This is a genomic window from Citrobacter sp. H12-3-2 (assembly GCF_009649895.1).
Lineage (GTDB): Bacteria > Pseudomonadota > Gammaproteobacteria > Enterobacterales > Enterobacteriaceae > Citrobacter > Citrobacter portucalensis.
This window is the reverse complement of record NZ_CP045837.1, coordinates 1,040,119-1,054,774: the sequence shown is the minus strand read 5'-3', so window position 1 is coordinate 1,054,774 and position 14,656 is coordinate 1,040,119. Positions and strand designations below refer to the sequence as shown.

Genomic DNA, 14,656 nt, shown 5'->3' with positions numbered 1-14,656 from the left:
TACTCCTTATTTACGGTTAGCCAGCATGGCGGTCAGTTTTTCTGCCCAGGCTTTCGTTTCCGGTAAATCACATACCGGCTGGCTATAGTGCCCACGGTTATCCGGCGCAACCGGCGTGGTCGCATCAATAATTAACTTGTCGGTAATCCCCGCCGGACTGGAACCCGGATCAAGCTCCAGCACCGACATATTCGGCAATTGCACCAGATCGCCCGCCGGATTGACCTTCGAAGACAGCGCCCACATCACCTGCGGCAGGTTGAACGGATCAACATCCTCATCAACCATAATCACCATTTTCACGTAACCCAGGCCATGCGGCGTCGTCATTGCGCGCAGCCCCACCGCGCGGGCAAAGCCGCCGTAGCGTTTTTTGGTGGAGATAATCGCCAGCAAACCGTGGGTATACATGGCATTCACCGCCTGCACCTCCGGGAATTCGGCTTTCAACTGTTGATACAGCGGTACGCAGGTTGCCGGACCCATCAGGTAGTCAATCTCCGTCCACGGCATCCCCAGATACAGCGATTCAAAAATAGGTTTGGTGCGATAAGAGACTTTATCGATACGCACGACCGTCATATTACGTCCACCGGAATAGTGCCCGGTAAACTCGCCAAACGGCCCTTCGATTTCACGCTTACGACCTTCAATGACCCCTTCGAGGATCACTTCTGAACCCCATGGCACGTCAAAGCCGGTGAGCGGCGCGGTAGCGATCGGATACGGACTTTCACGCAGCGCTCCCGCCATTTCGTATTCCGACTGATCGTACTTCAGCGGCGTGGCCCCCATCAGGGTAATGATCGGATCGTTACCCAGCGTGATGGCAATCGGCAGATCTTCACCGCGCTCTTCGGCTTTATGCAGGTGCAGCGCGATATCGTGCATCGGCACTGGCTGTAGGCCAAGCTTGCGTTTGCCCTTCACCTCCATACGATAAATGCCGACGTTCTGTTTGCCAAAGTTGTCCGGATCCAGCGGATCGCGCGACACCACGCAGGCTTTATCAAGATAGAAACCGCCGTCGCCATCGTTCAGGCGAAACAGCGGCAGAATATCAAACAGGTTGATCTCATCACCATCAACACAGTTTTCAGCCCACGCCGGATTGGCGCGACGCTCCGGCGTAACCGGAAATTTATCCCAACGGCGAATAAACTCATCAATCTGTTTTTTCACCGGAGTATTTGGCGGCAGGCCTAAAGAGATGGCATGATTCTGCCACGAACCAATAGTGTTCATCGCCACGCGGGCATCGGTAAAACCACGAATATTGTCAAACCACAGCGCTGGCGCACCGTCACCAATGCGTCCGGTCGCATTGGCTGCCGCAGCCAGATCCGGCTCAGCGTTGACTTCTTCACTGATTTTCAGCAATTGTCCCTGGTCGTCCAGCGCCTGTAAAAAGCTGCGCAAATCATCAAATGCCATTATTCATTCTCCTGTGAAAAATTCTGCGCCTGCCGTAAACCCTGCCAGCGACGGGCGTTGGGATGTCCCAGACCAAACTGATCGAGCACACGCGCAACGATATGCTGCGTAATGTCATCGACCGTTTGCGGGTGGTTGTAATACGCGGGCATCGGCGGGACCATCGCCACGCCCATGCGGGAAAGTGCGAGCATGTTTTCCAGATGAATCGTGCTAAGCGGCATTTCACGCGGAACCAGAACCAGCTTGCGCCCTTCTTTCAGCACCACATCAGCAGCGCGCCCCACCAGCCCTTCCGCGTAGCCTGCACGAATACCGGCCAGGGTTTTCATACTGCAGGGGATAATGATCATGCCGTCAGTACGAAACGATCCAGAGGAGATGGTTGCCGACTGGTCCGCCGGGTTGTGGCAATAATCGGCCAACGCAGACACATCACGGACGCTGTACGGCGTTTCCAGTTCAATAGTGGTTTTGGCCCACTTTGACAGCACCAGATGGGTTTCCACCTCGGGCATTTCTCGCAGCGCCTGCAATAGCGACACACCAAGTGGCGCGCCGGTTGCCCCGGTCATTCCGACAATCAGTCTCATTTAGCCTCTCAATTTTTGTTCGTGTACGAACATTTTGGTTAAAATACTCTCACATAACATTTCGGGCAAGGTCATCGAGCACAGATCGCTAAAGCCGCAATTGTTAAAAAAAGATGCGTAACCCGCTATGATAGAGACTGACAGGAATTCCGGAGCGCTCATGCCGTTACGAAATAAAGCATTTCACCTTTTACGTCAGCTCTTCCAGCAGCATACGTCCCGCTGGCAACATGAATTACCGGACCTGACCAAACCACAGTATGCGGTGATGCGCGCCATTGCTGAACGTCCCGGCATTGAGCAGGTCGCCCTGACCGAAGCCGCAGTCTGTACCAAGGCAACCCTTGCGGAAATGCTGAGCCGAATGGAAAAACGGGAGCTGGTCAGGCGTGAACATGACCCGGCAGATAAGCGTCGACGGTTTGTTTATTTGACCGCGCAAGGAGAAGCATTACTGGCCAGCGCAACTCCGTTAGGCGATAGTGTGGATGATGAGTTTCTGGGCAGACTTAGCGAAGAAGAACGCGAGCAGTTCACACGTCTGGTGCGTAAGATGATGAACTAATCTGCCGGATGGCGACATAAATGTCTTATCCGGCCTACAAAGTCCTGCTCCCCGTAGGCCTGATAAACGCAGTGCCATCAGGCAACAAACATAGAAAAAGGCCAGTCCCAATGAGACTGGCCTTTCTTGATAGAACTTGTGCTTACTCGCGGAATAGCGCTTCGATATTCAGTCCCTGAGTCTGCAGGATTTCACGCAGACGACGCAGACCTTCAACCTGAATCTGGCGAACACGTTCACGGGTGAGACCAATTTCACGGCCCACATCTTCCAGTGTCGCAGCTTCGTACCCCAGCAGACCAAAACGACGTGCCAGCACTTCACGCTGTTTGGCGTTCAGTTCGAACAGCCATTTGACGATGCTCTGTTTCATATCATCGTCTTGCGTGGTGTCTTCCGGGCCGTTTTCCTTTTCATCGGCCAGAATATCCAGCAACGCTTTTTCGGAATCGCCACCCAGCGGGGTGTCTACCGAGGTAATACGCTCGTTGAGTCGGAGCATACGGCTGACGTCATCAACCGGTTTATCCAGTTGTTCAGCAATCTCTTCTGCGCTCGGTTCGTGGTCCAGTTTATGCGACAACTCACGCGCGGTACGCAGATAGACGTTCAGCTCTTTTACAATGTGGATCGGCAGTCGGATCGTACGGGTTTGGTTCATAATCGCCCGTTCGATCGTCTGGCGGATCCACCAAGTTGCGTATGTTGAGAAGCGGAACCCGCGTTCCGGGTCAAACTTCTCGACGGCACGGATCAGTCCCAAATTGCCCTCTTCAATCAGGTCCAGCAATGCCAGACCACGATTGCCATAACGACGAGCAATTTTCACCACCAGACGCAGGTTACTTTCAATCATGCGACGGCGAGAAGCGACATCCCCACGCAGTGCGCGACGCGCAAAATAAACTTCTTCTTCGGCTGTTAACAGTGGTGAATAACCAATCTCACCAAGGTAAAGCTGAGTCGCGTCCAACACACGCTGTGTGGCCCCCTGCGATAACAGCTCTTCTTCAGCCAGGTCGTTATCACTGGGTTCCTCTTCACTCAAGGCTTTTTCATCAAAAGCCTCTACTCCGTTCTCATCAAATTCCGCATCTTCATTTAAATCATGAACTTTCAGCGTATTCTGACTCATAAAGGTGGCTCCTACCCGTGATCCCTAACGGAACTAGCACGTGAAAGCCTGGTTCCGCCGAATTATCGCTGCGGTAAATAGCGCAGCGGGTTTACGGATTTCCCCTTGTAACGAATTTCAAAATGCAAGCGTGTTGAACTGGTTCCGGTGCTACCCATGGTAGCTATTTTCTGCCCCGCCTTGATTTCTTGTTGTTCCCGGACCAGCATTGTATCGTTATGGGCGTAGGCACTCAGGTAATCATCGTTATGTTTGATGATAATAAGATTACCGTAACCGCGCAGTGCGTTACCGGCATATACGACGCGTCCATCTGCGGTCGCGACAATAGCCTGTCCTTTACTGCCTGCAATATCGATCCCTTTATTGCCACCTTCAGTAGCCGCGAAGTTTTCGATTACTTTGCCGTCAGTCGGCCAGCGCCAGGTAGAGATTGGCGAGCTGGTTGACGTTGAGCTTGCAGTTGATTCGGTTGCGCTAACTGCTGGAGCCGTTACAGGCGCTGTGACAACGGTCCCAGCAGGCTTGTTGTTCGGCAACATTTTATTAGCACTTTGTTCACCTGAATCCTCAGAATACGTAATTGTTGGTTTCGAAGCAACAGCAACGGTGGAATTTTGTGCAGGGTTGGTCACAACTCCTTGCTGTGCTGCATCCGCCTGGGTAATAGCATTACCACCAGTAATCGGTGTACCCGACGCGTTGCCCACTTGCAGAGTTTGACCGACATTCAGGCCATACGGGGCCGGAACGTTATTGCGTTGTGCGAGATCACGGAAATCGTTCCCGGTAATCCAGGCGATATAGAAAAGAGTATCGCCTTTCTTAACAGTATAGGTACTGCCGCCCGTATAGCTACCTTTCGGAATGTTCCCATACTTACGGTTGTACACAATACGACCGTTTTCCATCTGCACAGGCTGTTCCGCAACAGGCTGGATCTGTGTTGACTGTGTGGTCTGACGCTGCACCGGCTGGATCTGTGGCGTTTGCTGTACTGTCGACGTCGAGCCCATTTTTGGTGGAGGCGTAATCAGCATGCCGGAATTGGTGTTCGTTGATGCACCGCCATCAACGGAACTGACCGGTGCAGGTGGATTCGAGGTATTTGAACAACCTGCCAGCCATAATGAAACCAGTGACAATGCCGCAATGCGGCGGACGGTAAATTTGTGGCTTCCCGCGCTCATTTATCCCCCAGGAAAATTTGGTTAAAACCAGTGACGTAATCACCGTGCAAGGCATCGGACTGGGCACTGGAAACGTGACCACGATACGCTTACTAATTCCAGAATATCCAGGAAAACTCCAGGTATTCATTGCCTGTATCTACGCAAGCTCCCCTTTTACTAAGGGAACGAAACGTACGGCCTCCACGGTATCGATAATAAATTCGCCTCCCCGACGACGCACCCGTTTCAGAAACTGGTGCTCGTCGCCCACGGGTAAGACGAGAATGCCGCCTTCATCCAACTGCATCATTAGCGCAGTTGGGATCTCAGGCGGCGCTGCCGTAACAATGATAGCGTCAAACGGGGCTCGCGCTTGCCAGCCCTGCCATCCATCACCATGACGGGTAGAAACATTATGTAAATCAAGCTGTTTAAGTCGACGACGCGCCTGCCACTGCAAACCTTTAATGCGCTCAACAGAGCACACATGATGCACCAAGTGCGCCAGAATCGCCGTTTGGTAGCCAGAGCCGGTACCAATTTCCAGCACCCGGGACTGCGGCGTTAACTCAAGCAGCTCGGTCATCCGCGCAACCATATAGGGCTGCGAAATCGTCTGCCCCTGACCAATCGGCAGAGCAATATTGTCCCAGGCCTTATGTTCAAACGCCTCATCAATGAATTTTTCACGCGGCACGGCGGCAAGTGCATCGAGAACAAGCTCATCTCTGATGCCCTGCGCACGTAATTGTTCAAGAAGAGTGTGTACGCGTCTGCTTACCATTGCGTGTCGGCTCCCACGCTGTCTAACCAGTCAGAAACAACTTCATGCGCGCCATATGCGGTTAAATCGACATGCAGCGGCGTAATGGAAACATAGCCTTCATCGACGGCGGCAAAATCAGTATCCGGTCCGGCGTCGCACTTTTCGCCCGGCGGCCCGATCCAGTACAGCGTATTACCGCGCGGATCCTGCTGTGGGATCACCTGATCCGCAGGATGGCGGCTACCGCAGCGGGTGACGCGGATACCTTTAATCTGATCCAGCGGTAAATCCGGCACGTTGATATTCAAAATGCGCCCGGTGCGCAGCGGTTCGCGACTCAGCGCCCGTAAGATACGGCAGGTTACTGCGGCAGCAGTATCGTAGTGTTTATGCCCATCAAGTGAGACCGCCAGCGCAGGAAAGCCCAGGTGACGACCTTCCATCGCCGCCGCAACGGTACCGGAATAGATAACATCATCGCCCAGATTAGGACCTGCGTTAATACCAGACACGACAATGTCCGGACGCGGACGCATTAATGCGTTCACGCCCAGATAGACGCAATCGGTAGGTGTACCCATTTGTACGGCGATATCACCGTTTTCATAGGTGAACGTGCGAAGTGAGGATTCCAGCGTCAGCGAGTTAGACGCGCCACTGCGGTTACGATCCGGGGCAACCACCTGTACGTCAGCAAACTCACGCAGCGCTTTCGCCAGCGTTTGTATACCGGGTGCGTGGACCCCATCATCGTTACTCAGCAATATACGCATAATCACCCATTGTGTTAATAAGTTCCCTTACAACACTGGTGGCGAAGCTACCTGCCGGTAGCCAGAAACGTAACTCAACGGTTACGTCATCCCACCAGTTCCAGCTTAATTGTTGTGGATACAGCAACATAGCACGACGCGATGCGTCGACTTTCTCGCGCAACAACAGCGATTGCAGCGCGGTTTCATCAGCAATAGCGGCTTCTTCAAACGCCAGCGCGTCGCGCTGAGTTCCCCACTCACCGCTGCCCGGTAATGCCGCTGTAATCATCAATTCTTTATCATCGACGCGACGCTGTAATTCGGTCTGTTCTTCCTGCGTGGCGACAAACCAACTTCCGCGTCCCGACAATTGTAGCGCATCGCCGTCAACAACTTGATTAAAGTCTGTTTTTTTCAAGCGTTCACTGACTATCTGATTAAACAACGCGCTACGGGCCGCCGACAACCAAAAACTGCGCTTATTGCGATCGCGCACCGGCGCATCGCTTTGCGCCCAGCGCAGCGCCCCTTGCAGGTTGCTGCCGCCAATACCAAAACGCTGAGCGCCAAAATAGTTCGGTACGCCGCGCTCGCTAATCGCCTGCAAACGCGCTTCAACGTCATTTCGCTGGCTCACTTCACGCAGCACCAGCGTAAATTCGTTATCTTTCAGCGCCCCTAAACGCAGCTTACGCTTGTGGCGCGCGTACTCCAGCACTTTACAGCCTTCGAGTTCAAATTTGCTTAAATCAGGCATTGCATTGCCCGGCACGCGCGCGCACAGCCACTGTTCCGTGACTGCATGCTTGTCTTTCTGGCCAGCAAAGCTCACTTCACGGGCGTGAATTTTCAGGAACTTCGCCAGCGCGTCAGCCACAAAACGGGTATTACAGCCGTTTTTCAGGATACGCACCAAAATGTGCTCGCCTTCGCCATCCGGTTCGAAGCCTAAATCTTCGACGACGACAAAGTCTTCCGGATTCGCTTTCAGAACGCCATGGCCTTGTGGTTTGCCATGGAGATACGTCAGATCTTCAAACGCAGTCATTTCGTTGCCTTAATGAGTAACGCCACCGCTTCACAGGCAATCCCTTCCCCACGCCCGGTAAAACCGAGTTTTTCCGTGGTGGTCGCTTTCACGTTAACATCATCCATATGGCAGCCGAGATCTTCGGCAATAAACACGCGCATTTGCGGAATGTGCGGCAGCATCTTCGGCGCCTGAGCAATAATCGTCACATCCACATTACCAAGCGTATAGCCTTTGGCCTGAATACGCCGCCAGGCTTCTCGCAATAATTCACGACTATCTGCACCTTTAAAGGCCGGGTCGGTGTCCGGGAAGAGTTTACCGATATCCCCCAGCGCAGCCGCGCCCAGCAGTGCATCGGTTAACGCGTGTAACGCCACGTCGCCATCAGAATGCGCCAGCAATCCTTTTTCATACGGGATGCGCACACCACCAATGATAATTGGGCCAACTCCGCCAAAAGCGTGTACGTCGAAACCGTGTCCAATTCGCATTATGCCTTCTCCTGATATACACAACATCCTCCAGGCAGCCTGAAGAATGATGTATCTAGATAGTTCGGGTCAGATAAAATTCCGCCAGCGCCAGGTCTTCCGGGCGGGTGACTTTAATGTTGTCAGCGCGTCCTTCGACCAGCAGCGGATGAAAACCGCAATATTCAAGCGCCGAGGCTTCGTCCGTAATGGTTGCGCCTTCGTTTAGCGCACGGGTCAGACAGTCATGCAACAGCTCGCGAGGGAAAAACTGCGGCGTCAACGCATGCCATAAATCGGTGCGATCGACCGTATGGGCGATGTCTGTTCGGCCCGGCTCCGCGCGTTTCATCGTGTCGCGCACCGGCGCGGCAAGGATCCCACCGATGCGGCTGGTTTCACTTATTGCCAGCAAACGAGATAAATCTTCCTGATGCAGGCACGGACGCGCGGCATCATGCACCAGTACCCAACTGGCCTCACCTGCGGCTTGCAAACCAGCAAGGACAGAATCGGCACGCTCGTTGCCACCATCCACCACGGTAATTTGCGGGTGCGCTGCGAGTGGAAGTTGGGCAAAGCGACTGTCGCCTGGGCTAATAGCGATGACGACTCGCGTCACCCGGGGATGAGCCAGCAGCGCATCAACCGAGTGTTCGAGAATGGTTTTATTGCCAATAGAGAGGTACTGCTTAGGACACTCTGTTTGCATTCGGCGGCCAAACCCGGCAGCCGGCACCACGGCGCAAACGTCCATTAAAGTGGCTGCCATGTTAAATCCCTGGACGGTTTATCGATTGTTTTGCCCTGCAGTCTGAGCGCGTTTAGACGCGTCAGGCACCAGACGATAAAAGGTTTCGCCTGGCTTAGTCATACTGAGTTCGTTACGCGCGCGCTCTTCGATAGCCTCTTGCCCGCCATTGAGATCGTCAATTTCGGCAAAAAGCTGATCGTTACGCGCTTTCAGTTTCGCGTTTGTAGCTTGCTGCGCCGCAACATCATCGTTGACGCGACTATAGTCATGTATGCCGTTCTTACCGAACCACAGCGAATACTGTAGCCAGACTAATAAAGCCAGCAACAGCAACGTAAGTTTACCCATCCTGCCCCCTGAAAAACGGCATCAACATCCCATAAACTCCGCTGACAACTTTACATCAACGGACGGGAATGCCGCGACAACGCGGGCAAATGTACCACATTTGCCCGTTGTTACGTATACCCCATGTAAGGAGAACATAATCTCATTGTTGGTTACGGTTTGAATTATGGCCAGACAGTGAACAACAGCGGCGATCGCGTGAAAGGACGTATGCCTAACCCAGTAGCCACAGGAACAGTGCGCCAAACATTGCGCCAACCACCAGCAGGGTACAGGTAATACTCAGCAGCAACCGCCCCTTCAATAGCGAATGCAGGGCAATACCCGCGACAATCGCCACGGGCAACAACGCGAGGAAAAAGGGCCAGGTATAGAGGAAGAAAAACAGTGTGTTAGGGCCATACATCAGACATGGGAATCCCAGCGCCAGCAACCACGCGACAAAACCGACCACGGCTCCTGGGAGTGACCAGGTAGTTTCGTCGTCGGCAGCGAAGGTATCTGACTCTGTAATAGTAATGTTATGGCTGTTACGCATATCTAATCCTGTGACCGTGACTGACCGGGCATGCAAGCTCGGGTGTCTCAGGATCTGATAATATCTTCCTGCCTCAGCAGGTCTAATAATTGAGGAACCAAATTTGTTACCAATTGTTCACCATCAAGATGAATCTCTGGCGATTCAGGCGCTTCGTAAACCGAGTCAATTCCGGTGAAATTGCGCAACTCCCCCGATCGCGCTTTTTTATACAGCCCTTTTGGATCGCGTGCTTCGCACGTTGCTAATGGCGTATCGACAAAAACCTCAATAAAACGCCCTTGGCCCACGCGCTCGCGAACCATTTTTCGCTCGGCGCGATGTGGAGAGATAAACGCAGTCAACACCACCAGGCCGGCGTCTACCATCAGGTTAGCCACTTCACCAACCCGACGAATATTCTCCTTACGATCGGCATCGCTAAACCCAAGATCGCTGCACAGACCGTGACGCACGTTATCGCCATCCAGCAGATAGGTGCTCACCCCTAGCTTATGCAGCGCCTCTTCCAGAGCCCCTGCTACCGTGGATTTACCGGAACCTGACAGCCCGGTAAACCACAGCACAACACCACGATGACCGTGGCGTTGTTCCCGCTGTTGCGGTGTAACAGGATGGGCATGCCAGACGACGTTTTCGTCATGCAGCGCCATTATTTTCCTCCCAGCAGATCGCGCGCACCCCAGTGTGGGAAGTGGCGACGCACCAGTGCATTAAGCTCCAGCTCAAACGCGCTGAACTGAGAAGCTGTGGCAAGCTCCTGGACGATTGGCTCACGCACCAGTCCCGCGCCAACGGTAACGTTGGTCAGGCGGTCAATGATAATCAGCCCGCCCGTAACCGGATTCTGCTGATAGGTATCCAGCACCAGCGGCTCATCAAAAGTCAGATTAACCAGACCGATACCGTTCAGCGGTAGCGCTTCAACGTCACGTTGGGTCAGGTTATTAATATCGACCTGATACTGCACGCTATCTACGCGTGCGCGGGTCTTCTTGCCCGCGACTTTTATGTCGTAGCTCTGCCCTGGCGACAACGGTTGTTCCGCCATCCACACCACATCAACAGCTGCGCTTTGTACTGTCGGCAGCGTTTCACCGGCATCAAGTAACAGGTCGCCCCGGCTAATATCGATCTCATCTTTCAGCACCAGGGTGATCGCTTCACCCGCATGCGCTTCCTGTAAATCGCCATCAAAGGTTACGATCCGCGCCACGCTCGACTCAACGCCGGACGGCAGCACTTTGACGCGCAGTCCGACCTTCACGCTACCGGAGGCCAGCGTTCCGGCATAACCACGGAAATCCAGATTCGGTCGGTTCACATACTGCACCGGGAAGCGCATCGGCTGAGTATCAACAATGCGCTGGATCTCAACGGTCTCCAGCACTTCCAGCAGCGTCGGACCGCTGTACCACGGCATACTGGCGCTTTGCGAAGCCACGTTATCGCCTTCCAGCGCAGAGAGCGGCACAAACCGGATATCCAGGTTGCCCGGCAGTTGTTCAGCAAAAGTAAGATAGTCTTCGCGAATGCGGTTAAATGTCTCTTCGCTAAAGTCCACCAGATCCATTTTGTTGATCGCCACTACCAGGTGTTTGATCCCAAGCAACGTGGAGATAAAGCTATGACGACGAGTCTGATCCAGCACGCCTTTACGCGCATCGATCAGTAGGATCGCCAGGTCGCAGGTCGACGCACCGGTCGCCATGTTACGGGTGTACTGCTCATGCCCGGGAGTGTCCGCAATAATAAATTTACGCTTCTCGGTAGAGAAATAACGATACGCCACGTCGATGGTGATGCCCTGCTCACGCTCGGCCTGCAAGCCGTCAACCAATAACGCCAGATCAAGCTTTTCGCCCTGAGTGCCGTGACGTTTACTGTCATTGTGCAGCGATGAAAGCTGGTCTTCATAAATCTGACGCGTGTCGTGCAGCAGGCGGCCAATCAGGGTACTTTTCCCATCATCCACGCTACCGCAGGTTAAAAAGCGCAGCAGACTTTTGTGTTGCTGGGCAACCATCCAGGCTTCAACGCCGCCTTCATTAGCAATTTGTTGTGCAAGTGTCGTGTTCATGGCGGCTCCTTAGAAATACCCCTGACGTTTCTTCAGCTCCATGGAGCCCGCCTGGTCGCGGTCAATCACGCGGCCCTGACGTTCACTGGTGGTTGAAACCAGCATCTCTTCGATAATTTCCGGCAGCGTCTGCGCATTCGACTCCACCGCGCCTGTCAGCGGCCAGCAACCGAGCGTACGGAAACGCACCATGCGTTTTTTAATCACTTCACCGGGTTGCAGATCGATTCTGTCGTCATCAATCATCATCAGCATGCCGTCGCGTTCCAGCACCGGACGCTCCGCCGCCAGATACAGCGGCACGATGTCGATATTTTCCAGCCAGATGTACTGCCAGATATCCTGTTCAGTCCAGTTAGAGAGCGGGAAGACGCGAATACTTTCGCCTTTGTTAATCTGCCCGTTGTAGTTGTGCCACAGCTCCGGGCGCTGATTTTTAGGATCCCAGCGATGAAAACGATCGCGGAAAGAGTAAATACGCTCTTTGGCACGCGATTTCTCTTCGTCACGACGAGCACCGCCAAACGCGGCATCGAAACCGTATTTATTCAGTGCCTGCTTCAGCCCTTCAGTTTTCATAATGTCGGTATGCTTGGCGCTACCGTGGACAAACGGGTTGATGCCCATCGCCACCCCTTCCGGGTTTTTATGCACCAGCAGTTCGCAGCCGTAGGCTTTCGCCGTGCGGTCACGAAACTCGTACATTTCGCTGAATTTCCAGCCGGTATCAACGTGCAGCAATGGGAACGGCAGCGTGCCCGGATAAAACGCTTTACGCGCCAGATGCAGCATTACGCTGGAATCTTTGCCGATGGAATACATCATCACCGGATTAGAAAACTCGGCGGCCACCTCACGAATGATATGGATGCTTTCCGCTTCCAGTTGCCGCAGGTGGGTAAGTCGTTTTTGATCCATAACCGTTCCTATGTAATGCCGTTATTTTGCTAACGATGCTCAGATAACCTGACTATAGGGAGGGCAAGGGGGCGAATGAAATTACGAATTGGAATGAGTAGTTCCTCAAAGGAATAACGATCCGGAAAAGCAAATATCAAAAAGTGCTTAAGCTACCGGAATTCGGGCATTTAAGAGCAAATGAAATTGTTTTACCTCGATCACGGTTTCATACTAGCGGCTGAAAATTTCTGCTTGGTATTTAAGGACTCACTATGTTTTCCGCATTGCGCCACCTGACTACCGCCCTGGCGCTCGGCGCGTGCTTCATCCTTCCCGCACAGGCAACATCTTCGAAGCCCGGAGATATCGCAAATACCCAGGCTCGATATATCGCAACGTTTTTCCCAGGCCGCGTGACGGGATCTCCAGCAGAAATGTTGTCTGCTGATTATATACGTCAACAATTTCAGCAGATGGGTTATAGCAGCGATATTCGAACGTTTAATAGCCGTTATGTTTATACCGCCAAAGATAACCGTAAAAACTGGCATAACGTAACGGGAAGCACCGTTATTGCTGCACATGAAGGCAAAGCGCCGCAGCAGATTATTATTATGGCGCACCTCGACACCTACGCCGCACAAAGCGACGCCGACTCCGATGCCAATCTGGGTGGATTAACCCTGCAAGGTATCGATGACAACGCCGCAGGTGTTGGCGTAATGCTGGAACTGGCGGAAAAACTCAAAAACGTGCCGACACAGTACGGTATTCGATTTATCGCCACCAGCGGCGAGGAAGAAGGCAAACTGGGCGCGGAGAACATCCTGAAGCGAATGAGCGCCGCCGAGAAGAAAAACACGCTGCTGGTTATCAACCTCGATAACCTGATCGTCGGCGATAAGCTCTATTTCAATAGCGGTAAGAAAACCCCGGAAGCGGTGCGAAAACTGACGCGCGACCGGGCACTGGCTATCGCGCACAGCCGCGGTATCGTTGCCAGCACCAATCCAGGTCTGAACAAAGACTATCCGAAAGGCACTGGATGTTGTAACGATGCAGAGGTCTTCGACAACGCGGGGATTGCCGTTCTTTCAGTTGAAGCGACCAACTGGAACCTGGGCAAGAAAGATGGCTATCAGCAGCGCGCCAAAAGCGCCTCTTTCCCGGCAGGCAACAGCTGGCACGACGTGCGACTGGATAACCAACAGCATATCGATAAAGCGTTACCAGGCCGGATAGAGCACCGTAGCCGCGACGTGGTACGCATTATGCTGCCGCTGGTAAAAGAACTGGCAAAAGCGGGTAAATCCTGAAGAAGGGATCCGGTAGGATGTAAATCTTACCGGCCCCCTTTCCTGTTACCCTTCGTGCAGTCCGCACTCGCGCTTCAATCCGAAGAAACGCGTCTCTTCTTCCGCCATACCCGGCTCCCATTTGCGGGTGGTGTGGGTATCGCCTACCGACAGATAGCCCTGATCCCACAACGGATGGTATTTCAAACCGTGTTTTTGCAGATACTGGTAAACCGTACGGTTATCCCAGTCGATGATCGGCAGAACTTTAAACACGCCGCGCTGGATAGCCAGCACCGGCAAATGCGCACGACTGCCCGATTGCTCTCGACGCAGACCGGCAAACCAGGTTTGCGCGTTCAGCTCCTGCAGCGCCCGGTTCATCGGCTCGACTTTGTTGATGTCATTGTATTTTTCAATGCCTTCAACGCCCTGCTCCCACAGTTTGCCGTAGCGTGCTTCCTGCCAGGCCGCACTTTCCTTTGCCCGGTAGACTTGCAGATTAAGCTTAAGCTTGTCCGTTAACTCATCAATGAACTGATAGGTTTCCGGGAACAAATAGCCAGTATCGGTGAGGATCACCGGGATATCCGGGCGAATCTGATTTACCAAATGCAGGCTCACTGCCGCCTGGATACCAAAACTTGATGACAGTACATATTCACCAGGCAGGTTTTCCAGCGCCCACGCTACGCGATCCTCGGCGCTCAATTTTTCCAGTTGGTCGTTGGTTTGTGCCAACGCCATAACGCGTTCAACTTTCGGCAGTTCGTTCAACGCGTTGAGATCGAGTTTGGACATAAGTTCCTCACTGTTTG

The 14,656-nt window shown here is 53.3% G+C and carries 17 protein-coding genes; 2 read left to right on the top strand and 15 right to left on the bottom strand.

Going from position 1 to position 14,656, the window contains the following annotated elements:
* Positions 1 to 6 precede the first annotated feature (6 nt).
* Positions 7 to 1,434 (bottom strand): non-oxidative hydroxyarylic acid decarboxylases subunit C, encoded by a 1,428-nt coding sequence (locus GHC22_RS05085; protein WP_048215658.1) that lies wholly within the window; start codon positions 1,432 to 1,434, stop codon positions 7 to 9.
* Positions 1,434 to 2,027 carry a non-oxidative hydroxyarylic acid decarboxylases subunit B gene (locus tag GHC22_RS05080; RefSeq protein WP_032944815.1) on the bottom strand — a complete coding sequence of 198 codons (594 nt, stop codon included), beginning with the start codon at positions 2,025 to 2,027 and terminating at the stop codon, positions 1,434 to 1,436. The genes GHC22_RS05085 and GHC22_RS05080 overlap by 1 nt, the downstream gene beginning before the upstream one ends.
* Before the next feature lie 160 nt (positions 2,028 to 2,187).
* Between GHC22_RS05080 and GHC22_RS05075 the strand changes: the two genes are divergently transcribed.
* Positions 2,188 to 2,592 (top strand): MarR family winged helix-turn-helix transcriptional regulator, encoded by a 405-nt coding sequence (locus tag GHC22_RS05075; RefSeq protein ID WP_100271962.1) that lies wholly within the window; start codon positions 2,188 to 2,190, stop codon positions 2,590 to 2,592.
* Between the two features lie 142 nt (positions 2,593 to 2,734).
* Here GHC22_RS05075 and rpoS read toward each other — a convergent pair whose 3' ends face one another.
* The 12 genes from rpoS to cysD form a co-directional block, all read right to left on the bottom strand.
* Complete coding sequence (gene rpoS / locus GHC22_RS05070) at positions 2,735 to 3,727, bottom strand: RNA polymerase sigma factor RpoS (RefSeq protein ID WP_000081498.1); 993 nt, start codon at positions 3,725 to 3,727, stop codon at positions 2,735 to 2,737.
* Positions 3,728 to 3,789: 62 nt separating this feature from the next.
* On the bottom strand, positions 3,790 to 4,872 hold the full coding sequence (gene nlpD, locus GHC22_RS05065; protein WP_228553236.1) for a murein hydrolase activator NlpD: 1,083 nt from the start codon (positions 4,870 to 4,872) through the stop codon (positions 3,790 to 3,792).
* Between the two features lie 184 nt (positions 4,873 to 5,056).
* Complete coding sequence (locus tag GHC22_RS05060; protein WP_003034172.1) at positions 5,057 to 5,683, bottom strand: protein-L-isoaspartate(D-aspartate) O-methyltransferase; 627 nt, start codon at positions 5,681 to 5,683, stop codon at positions 5,057 to 5,059.
* Entirely contained in the window at positions 5,677 to 6,438 is a 762-nt protein-coding gene (gene surE, locus GHC22_RS05055) for a 5'/3'-nucleotidase SurE (RefSeq protein WP_032944818.1), read from the bottom strand. The genes GHC22_RS05060 and surE overlap by 7 nt, the downstream gene beginning before the upstream one ends.
* Positions 6,419 to 7,468 carry a tRNA pseudouridine(13) synthase TruD gene (gene truD, locus GHC22_RS05050; RefSeq protein WP_153752361.1) on the bottom strand — a complete coding sequence of 350 codons (1,050 nt, stop codon included), beginning with the start codon at positions 7,466 to 7,468 and terminating at the stop codon, positions 6,419 to 6,421. Before truD ends, surE begins: the two co-directional genes overlap by 20 nt.
* Positions 7,465 to 7,944, bottom strand: coding sequence for a 2-C-methyl-D-erythritol 2,4-cyclodiphosphate synthase (ispF, locus tag GHC22_RS05045; RefSeq protein ID WP_003034167.1), 480 nt, complete (start codon positions 7,942 to 7,944; stop codon positions 7,465 to 7,467). The genes truD and ispF overlap by 4 nt, the downstream gene beginning before the upstream one ends.
* Positions 7,945 to 7,999: 55 nt before the next feature.
* Positions 8,000 to 8,695, bottom strand: a complete 696-nt coding sequence (ispD, locus tag GHC22_RS05040; protein ID WP_003825722.1) for a 2-C-methyl-D-erythritol 4-phosphate cytidylyltransferase — start codon at positions 8,693 to 8,695, stop codon at positions 8,000 to 8,002.
* An 18-nt stretch (positions 8,696 to 8,713) separates the two neighbouring features.
* Positions 8,714 to 9,025 (bottom strand): cell division protein FtsB, encoded by a 312-nt coding sequence (ftsB, locus tag GHC22_RS05035; protein WP_003034163.1) that lies wholly within the window; start codon positions 9,023 to 9,025, stop codon positions 8,714 to 8,716.
* A gap of 214 nt (positions 9,026 to 9,239) precedes the next feature.
* Positions 9,240 to 9,563 carry a DUF3561 family protein gene (locus GHC22_RS05030; protein ID WP_060683318.1) on the bottom strand — a complete coding sequence of 108 codons (324 nt, stop codon included), beginning with the start codon at positions 9,561 to 9,563 and terminating at the stop codon, positions 9,240 to 9,242.
* Positions 9,564 to 9,610: 47 nt separating this feature from the next.
* A complete protein-coding gene (gene cysC, locus GHC22_RS05025; RefSeq protein WP_048236672.1) occupies positions 9,611 to 10,216 on the bottom strand; it encodes an adenylyl-sulfate kinase in 606 nt (201 codons plus the stop codon).
* A complete protein-coding gene (gene cysN / locus GHC22_RS05020; RefSeq protein WP_153752360.1) occupies positions 10,216 to 11,643 on the bottom strand; it encodes a sulfate adenylyltransferase subunit CysN in 1,428 nt (475 codons plus the stop codon). Before cysN ends, cysC begins: the two co-directional genes overlap by 1 nt.
* 9 nt (positions 11,644 to 11,652) lie before the next feature.
* Entirely contained in the window at positions 11,653 to 12,561 is a 909-nt protein-coding gene (gene cysD / locus GHC22_RS05015) for a sulfate adenylyltransferase subunit CysD (protein WP_003034152.1), read from the bottom strand.
* 254 nt (positions 12,562 to 12,815) lie between these two features.
* Between cysD and GHC22_RS05010 the strand changes: the two genes are divergently transcribed.
* Positions 12,816 to 13,859 carry an aminopeptidase gene (locus tag GHC22_RS05010; protein WP_008785678.1) on the top strand — a complete coding sequence of 348 codons (1,044 nt, stop codon included), beginning with the start codon at positions 12,816 to 12,818 and terminating at the stop codon, positions 13,857 to 13,859.
* A gap of 45 nt (positions 13,860 to 13,904) precedes the next feature.
* On the opposite strand, the gene cysH is transcribed toward GHC22_RS05010, so the two are convergent.
* Positions 13,905 to 14,639, bottom strand: coding sequence for a phosphoadenosine phosphosulfate reductase (gene cysH, locus GHC22_RS05005; RefSeq protein ID WP_048215654.1), 735 nt, complete (start codon positions 14,637 to 14,639; stop codon positions 13,905 to 13,907).
* Between the last annotated feature and the right edge of the window lie 17 nt (positions 14,640 to 14,656).

Excerpts from the sequence above, each read along its gene's own strand:
- GHC22_RS05085 (WP_048215658.1), bottom strand. The coding sequence starts at position 1,434 with ATGGCATTTGATGATTTGCGCAGCTTTTTACAGGCGCTGGACGACCAG.
- GHC22_RS05080 (WP_032944815.1), bottom strand. The coding sequence starts at position 2,027 with ATGAGACTGATTGTCGGAATGACCGGGGCAACCGGCGCGCCACTTGGT.
- GHC22_RS05075 (WP_100271962.1), top strand. The coding sequence starts at position 2,188 with ATGCCGTTACGAAATAAAGCATTTCACCTTTTACGTCAGCTCTTCCAG.
- rpoS (WP_000081498.1), bottom strand. The coding sequence starts at position 3,727 with ATGAGTCAGAATACGCTGAAAGTTCATGATTTAAATGAAGATGCGGAA.
- GHC22_RS05060 (WP_003034172.1), bottom strand. The coding sequence starts at position 5,683 with ATGGTAAGCAGACGCGTACACACTCTTCTTGAACAATTACGTGCGCAG.
- surE (WP_032944818.1), bottom strand. The coding sequence starts at position 6,438 with ATGCGTATATTGCTGAGTAACGATGATGGGGTCCACGCACCCGGTATA.
- truD (WP_153752361.1), bottom strand. The coding sequence starts at position 7,468 with ATGACTGCGTTTGAAGATCTGACGTATCTCCATGGCAAACCACAAGGC.
- ispF (WP_003034167.1), bottom strand. The coding sequence starts at position 7,944 with ATGCGAATTGGACACGGTTTCGACGTACACGCTTTTGGCGGAGTTGGC.
- ispD (WP_003825722.1), bottom strand. The coding sequence starts at position 8,695 with ATGGCAGCCACTTTAATGGACGTTTGCGCCGTGGTGCCGGCTGCCGGG.
- ftsB (WP_003034163.1), bottom strand. The coding sequence starts at position 9,025 with ATGGGTAAACTTACGTTGCTGTTGCTGGCTTTATTAGTCTGGCTACAG.
- GHC22_RS05030 (WP_060683318.1), bottom strand. The coding sequence starts at position 9,563 with ATGCGTAACAGCCATAACATTACTATTACAGAGTCAGATACCTTCGCT.
- cysC (WP_048236672.1), bottom strand. The coding sequence starts at position 10,216 with ATGGCGCTGCATGACGAAAACGTCGTCTGGCATGCCCATCCTGTTACA.
- cysN (WP_153752360.1), bottom strand. The coding sequence starts at position 11,643 with ATGAACACGACACTTGCACAACAAATTGCTAATGAAGGCGGCGTTGAA.
- cysD (WP_003034152.1), bottom strand. The coding sequence starts at position 12,561 with ATGGATCAAAAACGACTTACCCACCTGCGGCAACTGGAAGCGGAAAGC.
- GHC22_RS05010 (WP_008785678.1), top strand. The coding sequence starts at position 12,816 with ATGTTTTCCGCATTGCGCCACCTGACTACCGCCCTGGCGCTCGGCGCG.
- cysH (WP_048215654.1), bottom strand. The coding sequence starts at position 14,639 with ATGTCCAAACTCGATCTCAACGCGTTGAACGAACTGCCGAAAGTTGAA.